Source organism: Dietzia sp. 111N12-1 (assembly GCF_001658045.1).
GTDB classification, from domain to species: Bacteria; Actinomycetota; Actinomycetes; order Mycobacteriales; family Mycobacteriaceae; genus Dietzia; species Dietzia kunjamensis.
Genome location: NZ_LSSV01000024.1, coordinates 32,589 through 50,426, shown reverse-complemented (window position 1 = coordinate 50,426; position 17,838 = coordinate 32,589). Strand labels below are relative to the sequence as shown.

Annotated in this window: 14 protein-coding genes and 1 tRNA gene; 3 read left to right on the top strand and 12 right to left on the bottom strand. The window is 69.3% G+C overall.

Annotation, left to right across the window (positions count from 1 at the left end):
* Nucleotides 1-5: 5 nt before the first annotated feature.
* Together AYO52_RS04935 and polA are read right to left on the bottom strand one after the other, a co-directional pair.
* Nucleotides 6-908 carry an ABC transporter substrate-binding protein gene (locus tag AYO52_RS04935; protein ID WP_067714013.1) on the bottom strand — a complete coding sequence of 301 codons (903 nt, stop codon included), beginning with the start codon at nt 906-908 and terminating at the stop codon, nt 6-8.
* Between the two features lie 86 nt (nt 909-994).
* The gene (gene polA / locus AYO52_RS04930; protein WP_172812118.1) at nt 995-3,781 is read right to left on the bottom strand and encodes a DNA polymerase I; all 2,787 of its coding nucleotides are present in this window, start codon (nt 3,779-3,781) and stop codon (nt 995-997) included.
* Between the two features lie 79 nt (nt 3,782-3,860).
* Between polA and AYO52_RS04925 the strand changes: the two genes are divergently transcribed.
* The 3 genes from AYO52_RS04925 (at nt 3,861) to AYO52_RS04915 (ending at nt 6,351) form a co-directional block, all read left to right on the top strand.
* Nucleotides 3,861-3,937 (top strand) — tRNA-Leu (locus AYO52_RS04925).
* A gap of 156 nt (nt 3,938-4,093) precedes the next feature.
* Nucleotides 4,094-4,564 carry a MarR family winged helix-turn-helix transcriptional regulator gene (locus AYO52_RS04920; RefSeq protein ID WP_067714010.1) on the top strand — a complete coding sequence of 157 codons (471 nt, stop codon included), beginning with the start codon at nt 4,094-4,096 and terminating at the stop codon, nt 4,562-4,564.
* Nucleotides 4,561-6,351, top strand: a complete 1,791-nt coding sequence (locus AYO52_RS04915; protein ID WP_067714008.1) for an MDR family MFS transporter — start codon at nt 4,561-4,563, stop codon at nt 6,349-6,351. Before AYO52_RS04920 ends, AYO52_RS04915 begins: the two co-directional genes overlap by 4 nt.
* Nucleotides 6,352-6,387: 36 nt before the next feature.
* Here AYO52_RS04915 and AYO52_RS04910 read toward each other — a convergent pair whose 3' ends face one another.
* The 10 genes from AYO52_RS04910 to trpC form a co-directional block, all read right to left on the bottom strand.
* Complete coding sequence (locus AYO52_RS04910) at nt 6,388-6,837, bottom strand: SRPBCC family protein (protein WP_067714004.1); 450 nt, start codon at nt 6,835-6,837, stop codon at nt 6,388-6,390.
* An 81-nt stretch (nt 6,838-6,918) separates the two neighbouring features.
* Nucleotides 6,919-9,666, bottom strand: coding sequence for a cation-translocating P-type ATPase (locus AYO52_RS04905; RefSeq protein WP_067714001.1), 2,748 nt, complete (start codon nt 9,664-9,666; stop codon nt 6,919-6,921).
* 51 nt (nt 9,667-9,717) lie between these two features.
* Complete coding sequence (locus AYO52_RS04900; protein ID WP_172812117.1) at nt 9,718-10,377, bottom strand: MBL fold metallo-hydrolase; 660 nt, start codon at nt 10,375-10,377, stop codon at nt 9,718-9,720.
* Complete coding sequence (locus AYO52_RS04895; RefSeq protein ID WP_067713998.1) at nt 10,374-11,459, bottom strand: S-(hydroxymethyl)mycothiol dehydrogenase; 1,086 nt, start codon at nt 11,457-11,459, stop codon at nt 10,374-10,376. Before AYO52_RS04895 ends, AYO52_RS04900 begins: the two co-directional genes overlap by 4 nt.
* A gap of 140 nt (nt 11,460-11,599) precedes the next feature.
* Nucleotides 11,600-12,313: a M23 family metallopeptidase gene (locus tag AYO52_RS04890; protein WP_082923784.1), complete on the bottom strand. Its 714-nt coding sequence runs from the start codon at nt 12,311-12,313 to the stop codon at nt 11,600-11,602.
* 173 nt (nt 12,314-12,486) lie between these two features.
* Entirely contained in the window at nt 12,487-13,905 is a 1,419-nt protein-coding gene (gene pyk / locus AYO52_RS04885; protein WP_067713995.1) for a pyruvate kinase, read from the bottom strand.
* Nucleotides 13,906-13,951: 46 nt separating this feature from the next.
* A complete protein-coding gene (lgt, locus tag AYO52_RS04880) occupies nt 13,952-14,860 on the bottom strand; it encodes a prolipoprotein diacylglyceryl transferase (RefSeq protein ID WP_067713993.1) in 909 nt (302 codons plus the stop codon).
* Nucleotides 14,857-15,648, bottom strand: coding sequence for a tryptophan synthase subunit alpha (gene trpA, locus AYO52_RS04875; RefSeq protein WP_067713990.1), 792 nt, complete (start codon nt 15,646-15,648; stop codon nt 14,857-14,859). The genes lgt and trpA overlap by 4 nt, the downstream gene beginning before the upstream one ends.
* Nucleotides 15,645-16,940, bottom strand: a complete 1,296-nt coding sequence (gene trpB / locus AYO52_RS04870; protein ID WP_067713988.1) for a tryptophan synthase subunit beta — start codon at nt 16,938-16,940, stop codon at nt 15,645-15,647. Before trpB ends, trpA begins: the two co-directional genes overlap by 4 nt.
* Nucleotides 16,941-17,006: 66 nt before the next feature.
* The gene (gene trpC, locus AYO52_RS04865) at nt 17,007-17,819 is read right to left on the bottom strand and encodes an indole-3-glycerol phosphate synthase TrpC (protein ID WP_067714103.1); all 813 of its coding nucleotides are present in this window, start codon (nt 17,817-17,819) and stop codon (nt 17,007-17,009) included.
* Between the last annotated feature and the right edge of the window lie 19 nt (nt 17,820-17,838).

Genomic DNA, 17,838 nt, shown 5'->3' with positions numbered 1-17,838 from the left:
GTCACTCAGCCCTTCCGGATCTCGGCGTCATCGATGAGCCCGGCCTCGAGGCCCCAGTTCTGGGCGATCGTCTCGAAGTCGCCGGTCTCGATGAGCTTGTCGGCGGCAGCCTCGAGGGCGGCGGCGAGTTCCGAGTCCTTGCGGACGGGCCAGCCGTAGGGGGCGGAGTCGAACACGTCGCCGACGAGCTGCATCTTGCCCTCGGACTGCTTGACCGCGTAGGCGGAGATGGGCGAGTCGGCGGACATCGCGTCGACCTTCCCGAGCGCCACGGCGGTCGAGGCCTCGTCCTGGGAATCGAATTGGACCTTCTCGATCGCGGGCTTCCCGGCCGCGACGCAGGCCTCGCTGCGGGCGGGCACGTCCTCCTGGTCGGAGACCGTGGTCCGCTGGACGGCGACGTTCAGGCCGCAGGCGTCATCGGGGTCGACGTCGTTGCCGGCGGCGGCTGCCCACTGGATGCCGGCTTCGAAGTAGGTGACGAAGTCGACGGTCTGGAGCCGCTCGTCGTTGACCGTGAACGACGAGGCTCCCATGTCCATGGTGCCGCCCTCGATCGCCGGGATGATCTTCTCGAAGTCGGACTCGCGGAACTCCGCGCGAAGCCCCATCAGCTGGGCGGCGGCGGTCATCACGTCGATGTCGAAGCCGACGATCTCGCCACTCTCGTTCTTGAACTCGTTGGGCGCGTACGGCGGATTGGTGCCGATCACGATGACGCCCTTGTCACGGATCTCGGCCGGGACGAGTGCGGCGATCTCCTCATCGGTCTCGAGAGACACCTCGTCACGAGGCTCCCCGGAGTCCTGCGGCCCCTCGGTGTTGGTGGTGCAACCGGTCAGCGCGAGGGCCGCGGTGGCGGTCAGGGCCATGGCGGCGCGCAGGCCGCGCCGGGAGGTGATCGTCATGGGGTGCCCTTTCAGGCGTCGTGGAGCCGAATCTGAAATGAACTTAGGGTACAGGTCGGCTGCCGCCCGGCAGGGCAACGGGACGGTCAGTGCGCCGCCGAGTCCCAATCCGGACCGGTTCCGGTCGAGACGTCCAGCGGGACGTCGAGCTCGATAGCCGAGTACATGCGGTCCACGACCAGGCCCCGGACCTCGTCGAGTTCGCCCTCCGCCACCTCGAGCACGAGTTCGTCGTGGACCTGGAGTAGAAGGCGGCTCTTCAGCCCCCGTTCGGTGAGGTCCGCGTCGACCTTGAGCATGGCCGCCTTGATGATGTCGGCGGCCGTGCCCTGGATGGGTGCGTTGAGCGCGGCACGTTCGGCGTTCTCCCGCTTGAGCCGGTTGTCCGAGTTGAGCTCGGGCAGGTAGCGACGCCGCCCGAACAGTGTCTCCGTGTAGCCGTCTCGGCGGGCCTGTTCGACCACTGCGCGCAGGTAGTCGCGCACGCCGCCGAAGCGAGAGAAGTAGGCCTCCATCTGCTCTTTCGCCTCACCCTGGCTGATCCCGAGCTGGGCGGCGAGGCCGAACGCGCTGAGCCCGTAGGCCAGCCCGTAGCTCATGGCCTTGACCCGGCGACGGAGCTCCGGGGTGACCTCGTCGATCGGCACGCCGAACGCGCGCGAGCCGACGAACGAGTGGAGATCCTCCCCCGTCCGGAACGCCTCGATGAGCCCTGCGTCGCCGGACAGGTGTGCCATCACCCGCATCTCGATCTGGCTGTAGTCGGCGGTGAGAAGACAGTCGTAACCCTCACCCACGACGAACGACTCGCGGATGCGTCGACCGTCCTCGGTGCGCACGGGGATGTTCTGCAGATTGGGGTCCGTCGAGGACAGCCGGCCGGTCGCGGCCACGGTCTGGTTGAACGTGGTGTGGATACGCCCGTCGTCACCGATGGTCTTGATGAGCCCCTCGACCGTGGTCCGCATCTTGGTGGTCTCGCGGTGCAGCAGTAGTGCCTCGAGGAACGCCCGTCCCGGGGTGTCGCCCGTCTCCTTGGTGAGCAGTTCCTCCAGCGCCTTGGCGTCGGTGGTGTACCCGGTCTTGGTCTTCTTGGTCTTGGGCATGCCGAGGGTCTCGAACAGCACGACCTGCAACTGCTTGGGCGAGCCGAGGTTGATCTGTTCGCCGCCGATCGCGGCGTAGGCGGCGTCGGCCGCCTGCCGCCCGCGGTCGGCGAAGTCGTCCCGCAATCCCTCCAGGGCGCCGCCGTCCACCGCGATCCCGAGCGACTCCATCCGCGCCAGCACCGGCACGAGCGGAAGTTCCATCTCCGCCATCAGGCGCGCCCCGTGCACCTGCTCAAGCTCCACGTCCAGCCGCTCCGCGAGATCGACCACCGCGCGGGCGCGGGTCGCGGCGGCGTCGGCGTTCTTCTGCTCAGTCTCGGCGTCATCGACATCGTCGAGCAGGGACAGTTGCTTGTCCCCCACCTCCGCCTCGGGCAGTTCGCGCTGCAGATGGCGTTGGAACAGCTCCGCCAGTCCGTAGCTGCGTTGTCCGGGTCGCACCAGGTAGGCGGCCAGGGCCACGTCCATGGTCACCCCGCCCAACCGGAGCCCGCGCCCCGTCAGTGCGTGCGTGGCGGCCTTGGCGTCGTGGACCGCCTTGGATACCGCGTCGTCGGCCAGCCAGGCGCGCAGCGCCTGCTCGTCGTCCGGCCCGATGGCCGCGAGGTCGAGGTGTCCGGAGGCCCCGCCGGCGGCGGCGATGGTGATGGTCTGTGCGTCGCCCGCCCCGGGCCGGGAGAGTCCGACGACGACGAGGCCGTGCCGCTGCCCGGCCGGCGCGTGGGCGGCGAGCCAGTCGGAGACCTCGCCCGCGTGCAGCACCGAGGCCTGCTCGAGCTCCACCTCGGCGGCGGGCTGGGGGGCGCCCTCCGGCAGGAAGGCGGAGAGGAAGCGGTCGCGCGCCTGGGGCCCGAATTCCAACCGGTCGAACAGTGCGTTGACGTCGGCACGCTCCGGGGTCGCGCGGACGAGGTCCCTGATCTCGACGCCGAGGTCCAGGTCACGCGTGAGCTCGGTGATCCGCCGGTTGAGCTGCACCTGGGGCAGGTGCTCACGGAAGCTCTCACCGACCTTGCCCTTGACCTCGTCCGCGTGCGCGATGAGCTCCGAGAGGGTGCCGTACTGGGTGATCCACTTGGCTGCGGTCTTGTCGCCGACCTTGGGCACGCCCGGGAGGTTGTCGGAGGTGTCACCGCGCAGAGCGGCCACGTCCGGGTATTGGGCGGGCGTCACCCCGTACTTCGCCTCGACCGCGGCGGGTGTGAATCGGGCGAGTTCGGAGACCCCCTTGACCGGGTAGAGGACGGTGACCTCGTCGGACACCAGCTGCAGAGCGTCACGGTCCCCTGTACAGATCAGCGTCTCGGCGCCGCCCGAGTGTGTGGCGAGGGTGGCGATGATGTCGTCGGCCTCGTGGCCCTCCAGAGACAGCGTCCGCACCCCCAACGCCACCAGCGCCTCCTGGATGAGTTCGACCTGCCCCTTGAACTCCTCGGGCGCGGCCGACCGGGTGGACTTGTACTCGGGGTACTCCGCCGTGCGGTGCAGCGTCGCACGGGAGACGTCGAACGCCACGGCCAGGTGCGTGGGCTCCTCCTCGGTCACCAGGTTGGCGACCATCGACAGGAATCCGTACACGGCGTTCGTGTGCTGGCCGGACGCCGTGGAGAAGTTCTCGGCCGGCAGCGCGTAGAACGCACGGAACGCGAGTGAGTGCCCGTCCAGGAGCAGCAGGCGGGTGGGCCCCTCCCCCGCTGTGGCGCCGGAGGTGGCGCCCGAACCGGGGGCGGTGTTGGCTTCTGCGGTCTGACTCGTGGTGCTCACACGGCCACTCTAGGGCGGGCGTCGGACAGACGCTCATCGGTCGTCGGTTAGACTTCCGGACCAGCGGTTCACCGCGTTCGCCCCCGTAGCCCAATTGGCAGAGGCAACGGATTCAAAACCCGTCCAGTGTCGGTTCGAGTCCGACCGGGGGCACCACCGCTCGAGCGAGGTCAGACCTGCTCGTATTCCTCTCATCACCTCATCACCTCATCACCGCCTCCGCCCTCTCCACCCGCGCGCCAGCCGGTGGCGCGGTGGTCCGCGACGCGCGTAATGTTTGCTTGTTGCAAGCAATCGGTTCGAGGAGTCAAGATGGCGATAGACGCGGAACGCGGTGGCCGGTTGGTGGTGGACCTCTCGCGGGTGGTCAAACTCCTGCGTGCGGTCAACCTCTCGGTGCCCCGCTACGACGAGGCCGTCGAGCCGTCCGCGCATCCGCTGCTGTTCGCCATCCATGACGGCCCGGCCCGGGTCACCGACCTGGCCGCCCGAGTCCACACCGACGTCTCGGTGGTGAGTCGCCAGGTCCGCCAACTCGAGACCCGCGGGCTCATCGCAAAGGTCCCCGATCCCGATGACGGACGTGCCAGCCTCGTCACACTCACCGCCGAGGGCACCGATCTCGTCAGCCAAGTGTTCGAGCGCAGTGGTGACTGGATGGCCGGCCTCCTCGAGGACTGGACGCCGGACCGGGCGGACGCCTTCATCGCGGACCTCGCCCGATTGGCCGACTCCCTCCACGCCGAACTCTGCTCTCTCACCTCCGCCGAGGAGAACCGATGACCACTCCCAAGACATCCTCGGTCCACGCAAGCGAGGACGGCGAGTTCACGCACCGCCAGATCCTCGTCATCCTGGCCGGCCTCATGTCCGCCATGTTCCTGGCCAGCCTCGACCAGACCATCGTGAGCACGGCGATCCGCACCATCGCCGACGACCTGCAGGGCCTTGACGCCCAGGCGTGGGTCACCACCGCGTATCTCATGACGTCCACCATCTCGACGCCCCTGTACGGCAAGCTCTCCGACATCTACGGGCGCAAACCGTTCTTCGTGATCGGCATCGTCATCTTCGTGTTCGGCTCATTGCTCTGCACGCTCGCCACCTCGATGTACATGCTCGCCGTCTTCCGCGGCATCCAGGGACTGGGTGCCGGCGCACTGATGTCCCTGGCGCTCGCCATCATCGGCGACATCATCCCGCCCCGTGACCGCGCCAAATACCAGGGCTACATGCTGGCGGTCTTCGCGTCGTCGTCGGTCCTCGGGCCGGTGATCGGCGGGTTCTTCGCCGGGGCGGACACGATCTTCGGCATCGACGGGTGGCGCTGGATCTTCCTCATCAACGTCCCCATCGGCGCGGCGGCCCTGACCCTCGTGATGATCACGCTCAACGTCAAGAACGTCCGGGTCGACCATCGCGTGGACTGGGCGGGGGCCGCCGCGATAGTCGTCGGTCTGGTACCTCTCCTGCTGGTGGCCGAGCAGGGCAACACCTGGGGGTGGGGTTCCCCCGCCGCCCTCGGCTGCTACGTCGTCGGGCTGGCCGGCATCGGGCTCTTCCTCATCGTGGAGGCCCGCGCGGGCGACCAGGCCCTCATCCCGCTCCGCCTGTTCCGCGACCGCACCTTCGCGATCGTCACGGTCGGAGGCGTGATCGTGGGTATGGCCATGTTCGGCGGCATGATGACGCTGCCGCTGTACATGCAGATCGTGCACGGCGCCGATCCCATGGAGTCGGGACTCATGATGCTCCCGCTGGTCGCGGGGATGATGGGTGCCTCGATCGTGTCGGGCCAGCTCATCTCCAGGACCGGTCGTGTCCGCGAGTTCCCGATCTTCGGCACGGCGGTGGCCGCTGTCGGCCTGTTCCTGCTGTGGACGATCGATGCCGACACGTCGCTGACGCTGGTGATGGTCTACATGCTGGTGTTGGGCATCGGGCTCGGCAACTGCATGCAGCCGCTCACCCTTATCGTCCAGAACGCCGTGAGTCCGCGGGAGATCGGTGTGGCCACCGCGTCGGCCACCTTCTTCCGTCAGCTCGGTGGCACCGCCGGCGTCGCGGTGTTCCTGTCAATTCTCTTCAGCCGCGTCGGTGGCTCCATCTCGGGCGAACTCAAGCAGGCCGCCGCCGACGGTAGCCTCGCCCGCGGTGTTCAGGAGGGCCTCGCCGACCCCGCCCTGCGGCAGGATCCCGACGCGTACGGGATCGTCCGGGCCCTCGCCGACCCGACCACCGGCGCGGGGGCACTGGAGACGGTCACCAAGGACTCCTCGGTGATCAACCGGCTTCCCGAGCTGGTCGCCCACCCCTTCGAGCAGGGTTACGCACTGAGCATGTCCGAGATCTATCTGGTGGCCGGCATCCTCGCCGTGGCCGCCTCGGTGATCCTGGCGTTCATGCCGCAGATCGTGCTCCGGACCGGCTCGGCACAGGCCGAGGCCGCGCGTGAGGCGGCCGCGGCGGCCGCGCCCACGGGGACGGATGTCGAGGCGGCCGAGTCCGCCACCACGACTACGACGAGTCCCTCGGCGGACCGCTCCCGCTCGGCGGACCAGCCGGACTGAGCCCGGCCGGACTGAGCCCGGTCGGAGCCCGGTCGGCTACCCCTCGAGGTCGTCCTTGAGATTGGACAGCAGGGCGTGTTGGATGCGCTTGAGCCCGGCCGGCGCGAAGGTCCGCTCGAAGAATCCACCCACTCCCCCGGCGCCGTCCCACGAGGTGGTCATCTCGACGAGCGCGCCCCCCGTCGCCTCGCGCACCGTGTAGGTGGTGGCCATGGACGAGTTCTCGTCCTTCTCCACGAGTGACCAGTGCGCGGCGGCGTCGTCGACAGTGACGTTGGCCTTGACGTCCCGGCTTCGCTTCTTGGTGGCCTGGAGGTTCCACGCCGCGACGGTGCCGTCCCCCTGTCCACCCTCGATCAGGCGGTAGGCGCTGAACTGCTCGGGCTGGATGCGGGGCCGGACCTGCGCGTAGTCGGCGATCGCCGCGCTCACGGCCTCGACGGGCGCCTCGATGACGATGGTGTTGCTGGCGGTGACCCTGGCCATGATGATGACTCCTCCTCGTCGGTCCGACCGTGTCGCGCCCGCTACCTGACGCGGTGGTGGCGGCGCCCTCGGGTGGGCGCGTCAGACCACGTCCATCCTGCCCGACGCACCGGCCCGTCGCGTACGCCATCTCGCGCCGGCCTTGCGCAGTTCCTCCAGCCAGAGGATCGACGACGCCACCGCGGTGGCCAGCAGCCATTCGTCGGCGCGGAGCGAGGTGGTGTCGAAGACGCCCTGCAGGAACGGCACCTGGACCACCGCGATCAGCAGCAGCGGCACCGCGCCCAGCGCGACCCAGATCGGGGCGTTGTGCGCCATGTCGCGGGAGAACACCGAGCCGTGGTCGGATCGAACATTCATCAGGTTGAACACCTGGAAGAAGACGAACGTCGCGTACGCCAACGTGGTGGCGAACAGCGGTTCCCCTGCTCGATCGGGGAACACCGCCTCGGCGGACGCCAGCACGAGCAGGGTACCCCCGGCCATCACCACACCCAGCCAGAGGATCCGCACCAATCGCGCCGGAGTGAGGATCTGTTCGCCGGCCGGCCGCGGAGGCCTGCGCATGGCGTCCTTCTCCACAGGCTCGACGCCCAGGGCCATCGCCGGCGGGCCGTCCATGACGATGTTGACCAACAAAACCTGCAGCGCGGTGAACGGCACCGTCGCCAGCCCCAACAGACCACTCGCCAGGAAGACGATCACGAACGCCCACGCGGTGGTGAGCTGGAACTTCACGAACTTGACGATGTTGTCGTAGATCCCCCGCCCCTGGCGCACCGCGGAGACGATCGTCGAGAAGTTGTCGTCGGTGAGCACCATGTCCGCCGCGCCCTTGGACACGTCGGTACCGGTGATCCCCATGGCGATCCCGATGTCGGCCTGGCGCAGGGCGGGCGCATCGTTCACACCGTCTCCCGTCATCGCCACCACGTCCCCGTCAGCCTGGAGGGCCCGCACCATCCGAATCTTGTGCTCGGGGGTCACGCGGGCCAGCACTCCGAGGCGAGCGGCCCGGGCGGACAGCTCCTCGGCGTCGATGCGGTCCAGATCGACACCGCTCACCGCCTCCCCGCCGATACCGAGGTCGCGGGCGATGGCCGAGGCCGTGACCAGATGGTCACCGGTGATCATGTGCACCGAGATGCCCGCCTGGTGTGCGATGCGTATCGACTCGGCCGCACGTGGCCGCGGTGGGTCGACGATCCCCAGCACCGCGAGCACGGTCAGGTCGCGGACCTCGCCGAGCAGAGAGTCCTCGTCGGGTTGTCCGTCACCGTCGCCGAAAGGCCGGGCAGCCACGAGCAGCGTGCGCAGGCCGGACGCGGCGAGCCCCTCCGTGTCCGCGCGCAACGCTCCACGCCGCTCGTCGTCGAGCTCCACCGCCGTCGCCCCGTCCCAGACGTGCGTGGCGCGAGGCAGAACGGCACCGGTGGCACCCTTGACGTGGAGGACGAGGTCTCCACCCGGTGCGCGGTTGACCGTCGCCATGAACTTGTACGCCGAGTCGAACGGGACCTGGGCCACCCGCGGACGGGCGGCGCGCAGCCCCTCGACGTCGATCCCGCACTTGGTCGCCGCCACCAACAGTGCGCCCTCGGTCGGATCTCCGACCAGTCGCCCGTCGGCGACGATCGCGTCGTTGCACAACGCCATGGCCACCGCGGCCCGTCTCAGGTCCGGTACGACGTCCGGGTCGGACGACAGGACGGTCCCGGCCCCGTCGTATCCGGTCCCGGTCACGGAGTACGACCCGCCGCCCGCGACGATCCGCGTGACGGTCATCTCGTTGAGAGTGAGGGTCCCGGTCTTGTCCGTCGCGATGTGGCTCGTCGAACCGAGTGTCTCGACGGCGGCGAGGTTCTTGATGATCGCGCCCTCGCGGGCCAGGCGCGAGGCACCCATCGCGAGCGTGAACGCCACGACCGCCGTGAGCCCCTCCGGGATCGTGGCCACCGCCAGGGAGACCGCGGACAGGAGCATGTCCTCCCAGGACTGACCGCGCACGAGCCCGATCACGAGGACCAGTCCCACCACGGTCAGCGCGATCCCGGTGAGGACGCGGGCGAGCGTACCGATCCGTTTCTGCAGCGGCGTCGGACCGGCGCCCGCACCGCCCAGCAGGTCCGCGATAGCGCCCATCTCGGTGTGTTCACCGGTACCGGTCACCACGATGCGCGCCCGGCCCCGGGTGACCTCCGTGTTCATGAAGACCATGCCAGCGCGGTCTCCGAGAGGCGCGTCGACGTCCTGTACCGCTCCCGCGGCCTTGTCCACCGGGGCCGACTCCCCGGTCAACGTCGCCTCGGCCACCTGCAACCGGGATCCGGAGAGCATCCGGCCGTCGGCGGGGACCCTGTCTCCGGACTCCACCACCACGATGTCGCCCGGGACGAGCCCACTGCTGTCGATCTCGGTCTCCACGCCGTCCCGCACCACCCGGCTGTGCGGGACCGACATATCGCGTAGGGCTGCGAGACCGGCCTCGGCACGGGTCTCCTGGACGTAGTTGAGGATCGTGTTCAGTGCGACCACCAGCAGGATGACCACGGGGGTCTCCCATTCCCGGGACACCCCCGCGCTCACCGCAGCCGCGACCGCGAGCACGAGGATCATCGGATCCGCCAACAGCCTCGCCACCCGCCGCCACGCGGGCACCCGCTCGGCCTCGGGCAAGGTGTTGGGCCCGTGCCGGACGAGACGGGCGCCCGCCTCGGCGCTGGTGAGCCCGTCCGGGCCCGCACCGAGGCGGGACAACACCTCCGCGGGCGCGAGGGTGTGCCACGGAGTGGGAGGACCGGACTCTGCGGGCGTCCTCGTTGTCGTCATCTCCCCGGCCCCTCCCCCGCGTCAGTCCTCCCCGCGCCCACGGCGGCGGTCTCAGTGCCCTCGGGCGATCCATTCCTCGAGGTGCGGGGATTCGTCCCCGACCTTCGTCCCGTCACCGTGACCGGTGTGCACCAGCGTCTCCGCGGGCAGCGTGAGGATGCGCTCGCGGATGGAGGTGATGATGGTCGGGAAATCCGAGTACGAGCGGCCCGTGGCCCCCGGTCCGCCGGAGAACAGGGTGTCGCCAGAGAACAACACGCCCGCCTCGGGAACGTGGAACACACACGATCCCGGTGAGTGCCCGGGCGTGTTCATCACGTCGATGCGGGTACCCGCGATCTCCAGACGCTGCCCGTCGGAGAGCTCGCCGTGGGAGACGGTGGGATGGGTCTCGTCCCACAGCATCTGGTCACCCGGGTGCACCAGGATCGGCGCATCCAGCTTCTCCGACAGTTCCGGCGCCACGGTGATGTGGTCATTGTGGGCGTGCGAACACAGGATGCCCTTGACCCGGCGGCCCGCCACCGCGTCGATGATCGGCTGGGCAGTGTGCGCGGCGTCGATCACGTACACCTCGGAGTCGTCCCCGAGGATCCAGATGTTGTTGTCGACCTCCCACTCGCCGCCGTCGAGCGCGAAGATGCCGCTCGTGACGACCTTCTCGATACGCAGACCGCCGGCGTGCCCGGCGCTGGTGTGGATCTCGCTCACATCGTCACCACCGATCGGAGGACTGAACCGGACTTCATCGCGTCGAACGCCGCCTCGACGGCCCCGATGCCGATCCGCTCGGAGACGAACTTCTCGAGCGGGAGCCGACCCTGCAGATGCAGATCCACGAGCATCGGGAAATCGCGCTCGGGCAGACAGTCGCCGTACCAGGACGACTTGAGCGAGCCACCACGGCCGAAGAAGTCCAGCAGCGGCAACTCCAACCGCATCTCCGGCGTGGGCACGCCCACCAGGACCACGGTCCCGGCGAGATCACGCGCGTAGAAGGCCTGCTCGTACGTCTCCGGCCGACCGACGGCGTCGATCACGACGTCGGCGCCGAAGCCGTCCGTGAGCTCCTGAATAGCGGCCACCGGATCGGTCGAGGTCGAATTGACCGCGTGGGTCGCACCGAAGTCCTTGGCCCACTCGAGCTTGGTGTCGTCGATATCGACCGCGATGATCGTCGAGGCGCCCGCAAGTCGGGCGCCCACGACCGCGGCGACACCGACTCCACCGCACCCGATGACGGCGACGGACTGGCCACGGCTGACCTGGCCGGTGTTGACGGCCGCGCCGATGCCGGCCATGACACCGCATCCGAGCAGTCCGGCGACCGCCGGGTCCGCCGCCGGGTCGACCTTGGTGCACTGCCCCTCGTGGACGAGGGTCTTGTCGATGAACGCGCCGATGCCGAGCGCGGGGGTGAGCTCGGTGCCGTCGCTCAGCGTCATCTTCTGCGAGGCGTTGTGGGTGGCGAAGCAGTACTGCTGCTGGCCCCTCTTGCAGGCCCGGCACTCACCGCACACCGCGCGCCAGTTGAGGACGACGTAGTCGCCCTCGGCGACATGGGTGACCCGGTCACCGACGGTCTCGACGATGCCCGCGGCCTCGTGGCCCAACAGGAACGGGTACTCGTCGTTGATCCCGCCGTCCCGGTATGCCAGGTCCGTGTGGCAGACGCCGCACGCCTGCACCCGCACGATGACATCGTTCGGTCCGGGATCGGGGACGACGACGTCGACCAACTCGACCTCGGCCCCCTTGCTACGGGCAATGACGCCCTTGACGGTCTGCGACATGGATCGCCTCTCGACTGGTGGTGGACTCTCTCGCCCCACTGTGTCAGAAAGGCCCGACACGTGGCCCGTCAACGCGGTCGCGCCCCGCCTCCTCGAGGGGAGACGGGGCGCGACGGGTGCGTGTCGGGGGCGTCGATCGATCAGACGGCGACGCCGTTGGCGCGGAGCCACGGCACCGGGTCGATCCACTGGCCGGCCGGGTTGCGCACGCCGAAGTGCAGGTGCGGCCCGGTGGAGTAGCCGCGGTTTCCGACCGTTCCGATGACCTGCCCGGCGTTGACCCGCTGGCCGACCGAGACGTGGTTCTGGTCGTTGTGTCCGTACTCGAGCAGGTGGCCGTCGTCGGTCTGGATCCGGATCCACAGTCCGTACCCCGAGGCCGGGCCGGCAGCCACGACGGTGCCGGACTTGGCGGCGAACATCGGGGTCCCGATCGGTGCACCGAAGTCCGTGCCGTTGTGGAACGTTCCCCAACGGGGGCCGAAGCCGGAGGTGATCGGACCGTAGGTCGGGGCGTGGGCGCCACCGACCGAGGGGACACCGAGCGAGCCGAACACAGCCGGGTCGATCGCGTACTCCCGAAGCTGGTCCTCGGTGAGGCCGATGCCCTGGATGACGCCCTGCGCCATCTCGGTCAGCTGGTCGGCGTTGATCTCGGCGGACTGGGCGGAGGCTGCGGGGGCGGCGGCCATGGCCATGCCGCCGGAGAGGGCGGCGCCGGCGACGGTGCCGGCAACGAGGCGGCCCATGTTGGACGAGCGGGCGGCGCGGTGGCGCCCGGCGGTCGCGCCGGTGCCCTCGACGCCGAGTCGATCGGCGAGCTCGGCGTAGGAAATGCGAGTGGCGTCGGACATCAGGGAACCTCGGAGACTGGAGCGGGTGAAGCAGGGACGTGACCGGCTTCCCAGTCGACTCCAAGAAGGTAACAGAAGTGTCTCGACTCTGTCACGTCAAAGGCACGAACACAGACGAAAGTGCCGGTGAGCGGCTTGCTCACCGGCGCCTGTCGGTTGTTATCCGATGGTGATCAGTGGTCGACCTCGCCCATCCGGTGGACGAGGATGAAGTTGGTTGACCCCTCGACGCCCGGCACGTTCCCCGCGACGAGCACGATCAGGTCGTCCTCGTTGTACCCGTCGAGCGGGAGCAGCATCTCGTCGGTGACCTTGACGATCTCCGCCGTGTCGTTGACGCGGTCGGTGAGGAAGGTCTCGGTCCCCCACGTCAGCGCCAGCTGGCTGCGGATGCGGGGGTCGCTGGTGATGGCGATGAGCGGCAGGTGGCTGTGCAGACGGGCGAGCCGCCGCACCGTATCCCCCGTCGAGGTGACCGCGACGAGCGCCTTCGCCCCCAGCCGCTCACCGATCTCGCGGGCGGAGTAGGAGATGACACCGCGCTTGGTCCGTGGGATGTGCACCAGATCCGGCGCGGCCGTGGAGTCCGACTCCACCGCGAGTGCGATGGACGACATCGTGCGTACGGTCTCGATCGGGTACTTGCCGACGGAGGTCTCCCCCGAGAGCATCACCGCGTCCGCCCCGTCGAGGACGGCGTTCGCCACGTCGGACGCCTCGGCCCGGGTGGGCCGGGAGTTCGTGATCATCGACTCGAGCATCTGGGTGGCCACGATGACGGGCTTGGCGTTCTCGCGCGCGATCTGGATGGCACGCTTCTGGACCAGCGGCACCTCCTGCAGCGGCAACTCCACGCCGAGGTCGCCCCGGGCCACCATGATGGCGTCGAATGCCAGGACGATGGACTCGAGATTCTTGACGGCTTCCGGCTTCTCCAGCTTGGCGATGATGGGAACGTGGATGCCCACCTCGTCCATCACCTCGTGCACGAGGTCGACGTCCGCCGGCGACCGCACGAACGACAGGGCGATGAAGTCCGCCCCCAGGCCGAGGGCGAACCGGAGGTCGGCGATGTCCTTCTCGCTCAACGCGGGGACCGAGACGTTCATGCCCGGCAGGGACACGCCCTTGTTGTTGGAGACGGTACCGCCCTCGGTCACGACGCACTGGACGTCGTCACCGTCGACGTTTTCGACGGTCAGTCCGATGTTGCCGTCGTCGACGAGGAGGCGGTCTCCCGGGCGGGCGTCGTTCGCCAGCCCCTTGTAGGTGGTCGAGACGCGATCCTTGGTGCCCTCCACCTCGGCGACGGTGATGACGACACGGTCGCCCTCCTCCCACTCGTGCCGGCCCTCGAGGAAGCGGCCGAGTCGGATCTTGGGGCCCTGCAGGTCCGCGAGGACACCGACGGCCCGGCCGGACTCGTCGGAGGCCTTGCGGACCCATCGGTAGTTGGCCTCGTGGTCGGAGTGCTCTCCGTGGCTGAAGTTGAGGCGGGCGACATCCATGCCCGCGTCGACCAGCTCTCGGATTCCTTCCTCCGACGCGACGGCGGGACCCAGGGTGCAGACGATCTTGGTACGACGATTCACTCGTACCAATCTAGTCCCCTCGACCGGCCACCCGGTTAACCCGAGGTCAACGACCGGCCAACGGGGGTGCGTCGCCCGCGGGACCACCCTCCGCCGGGTCGTCCCCGACGTCGTCCGGCGCCCGCAGGTCGGAGGCCTCCTCCCGGCCGCGGCGGGCCCGCCAGAGATACACCAGCGCGGCGAGCATCACCACGAGGGAGACGATGGTGTTGATGCGCAGTCCGAACACCTCCGTGGCGGCGTCCGCGCGCAGCAGTTCCACCCAGAAGCGACCGAAGCAGTACAACGCCACATAGAGGGCGAAGAGCCGACCGTGGCCCAGGCGGAACCGCCGGTCGATCAGCACCAGGGCGATCGCCACGAGAACGTTCCACAGCAGTTCGTAGAGGAATGTCGGGTGAACGGTCGCCAGCACCTGTCCGGTCGACCGCCCGATCGTCTCCGAGTACCCGTAGGACTCGTCGTAGCGCTGGTAGATCTCCAGCGCCCAGGGCACATCGGTCTCGCGGCCGTAGAGCTCCTGGTTGAAGTAGTTGCCCAGTCGGCCGATCCCCTGTGCCAACACGATGCCGGGGGCGATCGAATCGCCCAGCGCCCCCAGCGCCCGGATGCCCTGTTGGCGCAGACCGATGTAGGCGCCGAGAGCGCCGAACGCGACCGCCCCCCAGATGCCCAGGCCGCCATCCCAGATCTTCAACGCGTCGACGGGATCGCGGCCCTCTCCGAAGTAGCGGTACCAATCGGTGGCCACGTGGTAGATCCGTCCGCCGATCAGGCCGAAGGGGATCGCCCACAGCGCCGTGTCGATCACGACCCCGGCCCGGCCGCCACGGGCGACCCAGCGCTTCTCGCCCCACCAGATGGCGACGACGATGCCGAGGATGATCCACAGGGCATACGCACGCAGGGGGAACGGACCGATCTCCCAGACGCCCTGGGGAGGGCTGGGGATCACGACGCTGCTCCGGTTCGACGGACGCCCTCGGCCAACTCGGCGGTCAGCCTCCCAAGGGCGTCGAGCCCCTCGGTCGCCGCCGTGATGAGTGCCGACCCGACGATCACGCCGTCGGCGTACGAGGCGATCTCGGCCGCCTGCTCACCGTTGCGCACCCCCAGCCCGACCCCACAGGCGAGGCCGGAGATCTCACGGACCCGCGCGGTGAGGGTCCGGGGCGCGTCCGAGACGACGTCCCGGGCGCCGGTGACACCCATGACGGCCTGGACGTAGACGAAACCGCCCGTGTGGGAGAGCGTCATCGCGAGTCGCTCGGGGGTCGACGACGGCGCGACGAGGAACACCCGGTCGATTCCGTGGGCGTCCGACGCGGCGATCCAGTCGTCGGCCTCGTCGGGGATGAGGTCGGGCGTGATGACGCCGGTACCGCCGGCGGCGGCGAGGTCGGCAGCGAAACGGTCGACACCGTACTGGAGCACCGGGTTCCAATAGGTCATGACCACGGGGACCGCACCGGCCGCGGCGACCGCGCGGACCACCTCGAAGGTGTCCGCCACGCGGAACCCGGCCTCGATCGCGGTGTCGGCGGCGGCCTGGATGGTCGGCCCGTCCATCATGGGATCGGAGTACGGGATGCCGACCTCGACGATGTCGCATCCGCCCTCGACCATCGTGCGCACGGCGTCGATCGACCCCTCGAGAGTCGGGTAACCCGCCGGGTAGTAGCCGATGAGCGCGGCCCGGTCCTCGCTCCGGCACCGCTCGAACACGTCACTGAGAACGCTCATCCCTCGACTCCTCCGTCCGCGAACTCGCCCGCGCCGTCGTCGGCGCCCTCGCTCGAATCCACCCCGGCCTCGGGCGGGGTCCCCCCGTCCAACAGGCCGAACCACCGGGCGGCGGTGTCGACGTCCTTGTCGCCGCGACCGGAGACGTTGACCAGGATGAGGTCCACGCCCTCCGCGGCGAGCTGCGCGGCACCGGCGATCGCGTGCGCCGACTCGATGGCGGGGATGATGCCCTCGGTGCGGCACAACTGAGCGAACGCGTCCATGGCCTGGGTATCCGTGATCGGGCGGTACTCGGCCCGCCCGATCTCCGCCAGGCGCGAATGCTCGGGCCCGACACCCGGGTAGTCCAGGCCCGCCGAGATCGAATGGGACTCGATCGTCTGCCCGTCGGAGTCCTGCATGAGATGGGCGTACGAACCCTGGAAGACCCCGGGCGTCCCCGCGTTGACGGTCGCCGCGGTGCGTCCGGACCCCACGCCGTCACCCCCGGCCTCGCACCCGACCAGACGAACCGATTCGTCGTCGATGAACGAATGGAACAACCCGATCGCGTTGGAACCACCGCCGACGCACGCCACGGCGGCGTCCGGCAGCCGACCGGCCTGATCGAGGATCTGCACCCGGGCCTCGGCGCCGACGACGCGCTGGAAGTCGCGGACCATCGTCGGGAAGGGGTGCGGCCCGGCCGCGGTACCGAACGCGTAATAGGTGTCGTCCGCGTGGGCGACCCAGTCCCGCATCGCCTCGTTGATCGCGTCCTTCAACGTGGCCGAACCGATCTCCACGGCCTCGACCTCGGCACCGAGCAACCGCATCCGCGCCACGTTGAGCGCCTGCCTGCGCACGTCCACCGCGCCCATGTAGACCTTGCACTCGAGGCCGAGGAGGGCACACGCCGTCGCCGTGGCCACCCCGTGCTGACCGGCGCCGGTCTCCGCGATCACCCGCTTCTTGCCCATCCGCTGCGCGAGCAGCGCCTGGCCGAGGACGTTGTTGATCTTGTGGGAACCCGTGTGGTTGAGGTCCTCGCGCTTGAGGAACACCCGCGCACCGATCTCCGCACCGAACCGCGTCGCCTCGTACAACGGCGACGGCCTACCCGAGTAGTGGAGCTGCAACCGGTCGAGCTCGTCGAGGTACTCGTCGTCCGCCCGGGCCTTGGCGTAGGCGTCGGTCACCTCGTCGACCACCGCCATCAGCGCCTCGGGGACGTAACGGCCGCCGAACGGCCCCCAGTGGCCCCGCTGGTCGGGCTCATGTCCGGTGGTGGACCGGAGCACCTCTCCCATGGTGGGCAGTGACGGAAAATCCTTGGAGTTCACGTCCCCAGTCTGCCTGAAGCCGGCGGCACCGGACTAGCGGGGTCCCTGCGGGCAGGACGGGTGGGCACCGGCCGTGGCCAGGGCGTTGCAGGCCGCCCGCGGGTCGCCCTGCGTCACCAGTCCCTCGCCCACGAGCACGGCGTCCGCCCCGACGCTGGCGTACGCCAGGAGGTCCGAGGCGTCCCGGACCCCGGACTCGGCGATCTTGACGACGTCGGACGGGAGCCCGGGCGCGATCCTGGAGAACACGTCCCTGTCGACCTCGAGTGTCTTGAGGTTGCGGGCGTTGACACCGATGACCGTGGCTCCGGCCTCCAGCGCGCGGTCGGCCTCCTCCTCGGTGTGGACCTCCACCAACGCCGTCATACCCAGCGACTCGGTGCGATCGAGGAGCGACACCAGGGCGTCCTGCTCGAGCGCGGCCACGATGAGCAGGATCAGATCCGCGCCGTGCGCCCGCGCCTCGTGGATCTGGTACGGCCCCACCACGAAGTCCTTCCGCAGAACCGGGATGTCGACCGCGCGGCGGACCGCGTCGAGATCGGCCAGGCTGCCGTTGAAACGGCGCTCCTCGGTGAGGCAGGAGATGACGCGCGCCCCGCCCTCCTCGTACATCCGGGCCAGGACGGCGGGGTCGGGGATCTCGGCCAGGGCGCCCTTGGACGGGCTGGCTCGCTTGACCTCGGCGATGACGCCCACCCCGGGATCGCGCAACGCCTTGAGCGCGTCGAGCGGGTCCGGCGCCGACTGGGCCGCCTTCTTCACGGCCGCCATATCGATGACGGCCTCACGGGCCGCGACGTCCTCACGGACCCCGTCGAGAATCGAGTCGAGCACGGTACCCACCGTGACCTCCCTCTGCAGT

What these genes read in the sequence shown, in the direction of transcription:
- AYO52_RS04935 (WP_067714013.1), bottom strand. Translation starts at nt 908, where the DNA reads ATGACGATCACCTCCCGGCGCGGCCTGCGCGCCGCCATGGCCCTGACC.
- AYO52_RS04920 (WP_067714010.1), top strand. Translation starts at nt 4,094, where the DNA reads ATGGCGATAGACGCGGAACGCGGTGGCCGGTTGGTGGTGGACCTCTCG.
- AYO52_RS04915 (WP_067714008.1), top strand. Translation starts at nt 4,561, where the DNA reads ATGACCACTCCCAAGACATCCTCGGTCCACGCAAGCGAGGACGGCGAG.
- AYO52_RS04910 (WP_067714004.1), bottom strand. Translation starts at nt 6,837, where the DNA reads ATGGCCAGGGTCACCGCCAGCAACACCATCGTCATCGAGGCGCCCGTC.
- AYO52_RS04905 (WP_067714001.1), bottom strand. Translation starts at nt 9,666, where the DNA reads ATGACGACAACGAGGACGCCCGCAGAGTCCGGTCCTCCCACTCCGTGG.
- AYO52_RS04895 (WP_067713998.1), bottom strand. Translation starts at nt 11,459, where the DNA reads ATGTCGCAGACCGTCAAGGGCGTCATTGCCCGTAGCAAGGGGGCCGAG.
- AYO52_RS04890 (WP_082923784.1), bottom strand. Translation starts at nt 12,313, where the DNA reads ATGTCCGACGCCACTCGCATTTCCTACGCCGAGCTCGCCGATCGACTC.
- trpA (WP_067713990.1), bottom strand. Translation starts at nt 15,648, where the DNA reads ATGAGCGTTCTCAGTGACGTGTTCGAGCGGTGCCGGAGCGAGGACCGG.
- trpB (WP_067713988.1), bottom strand. Translation starts at nt 16,940, where the DNA reads ATGGGAGAGGTGCTCCGGTCCACCACCGGACATGAGCCCGACCAGCGG.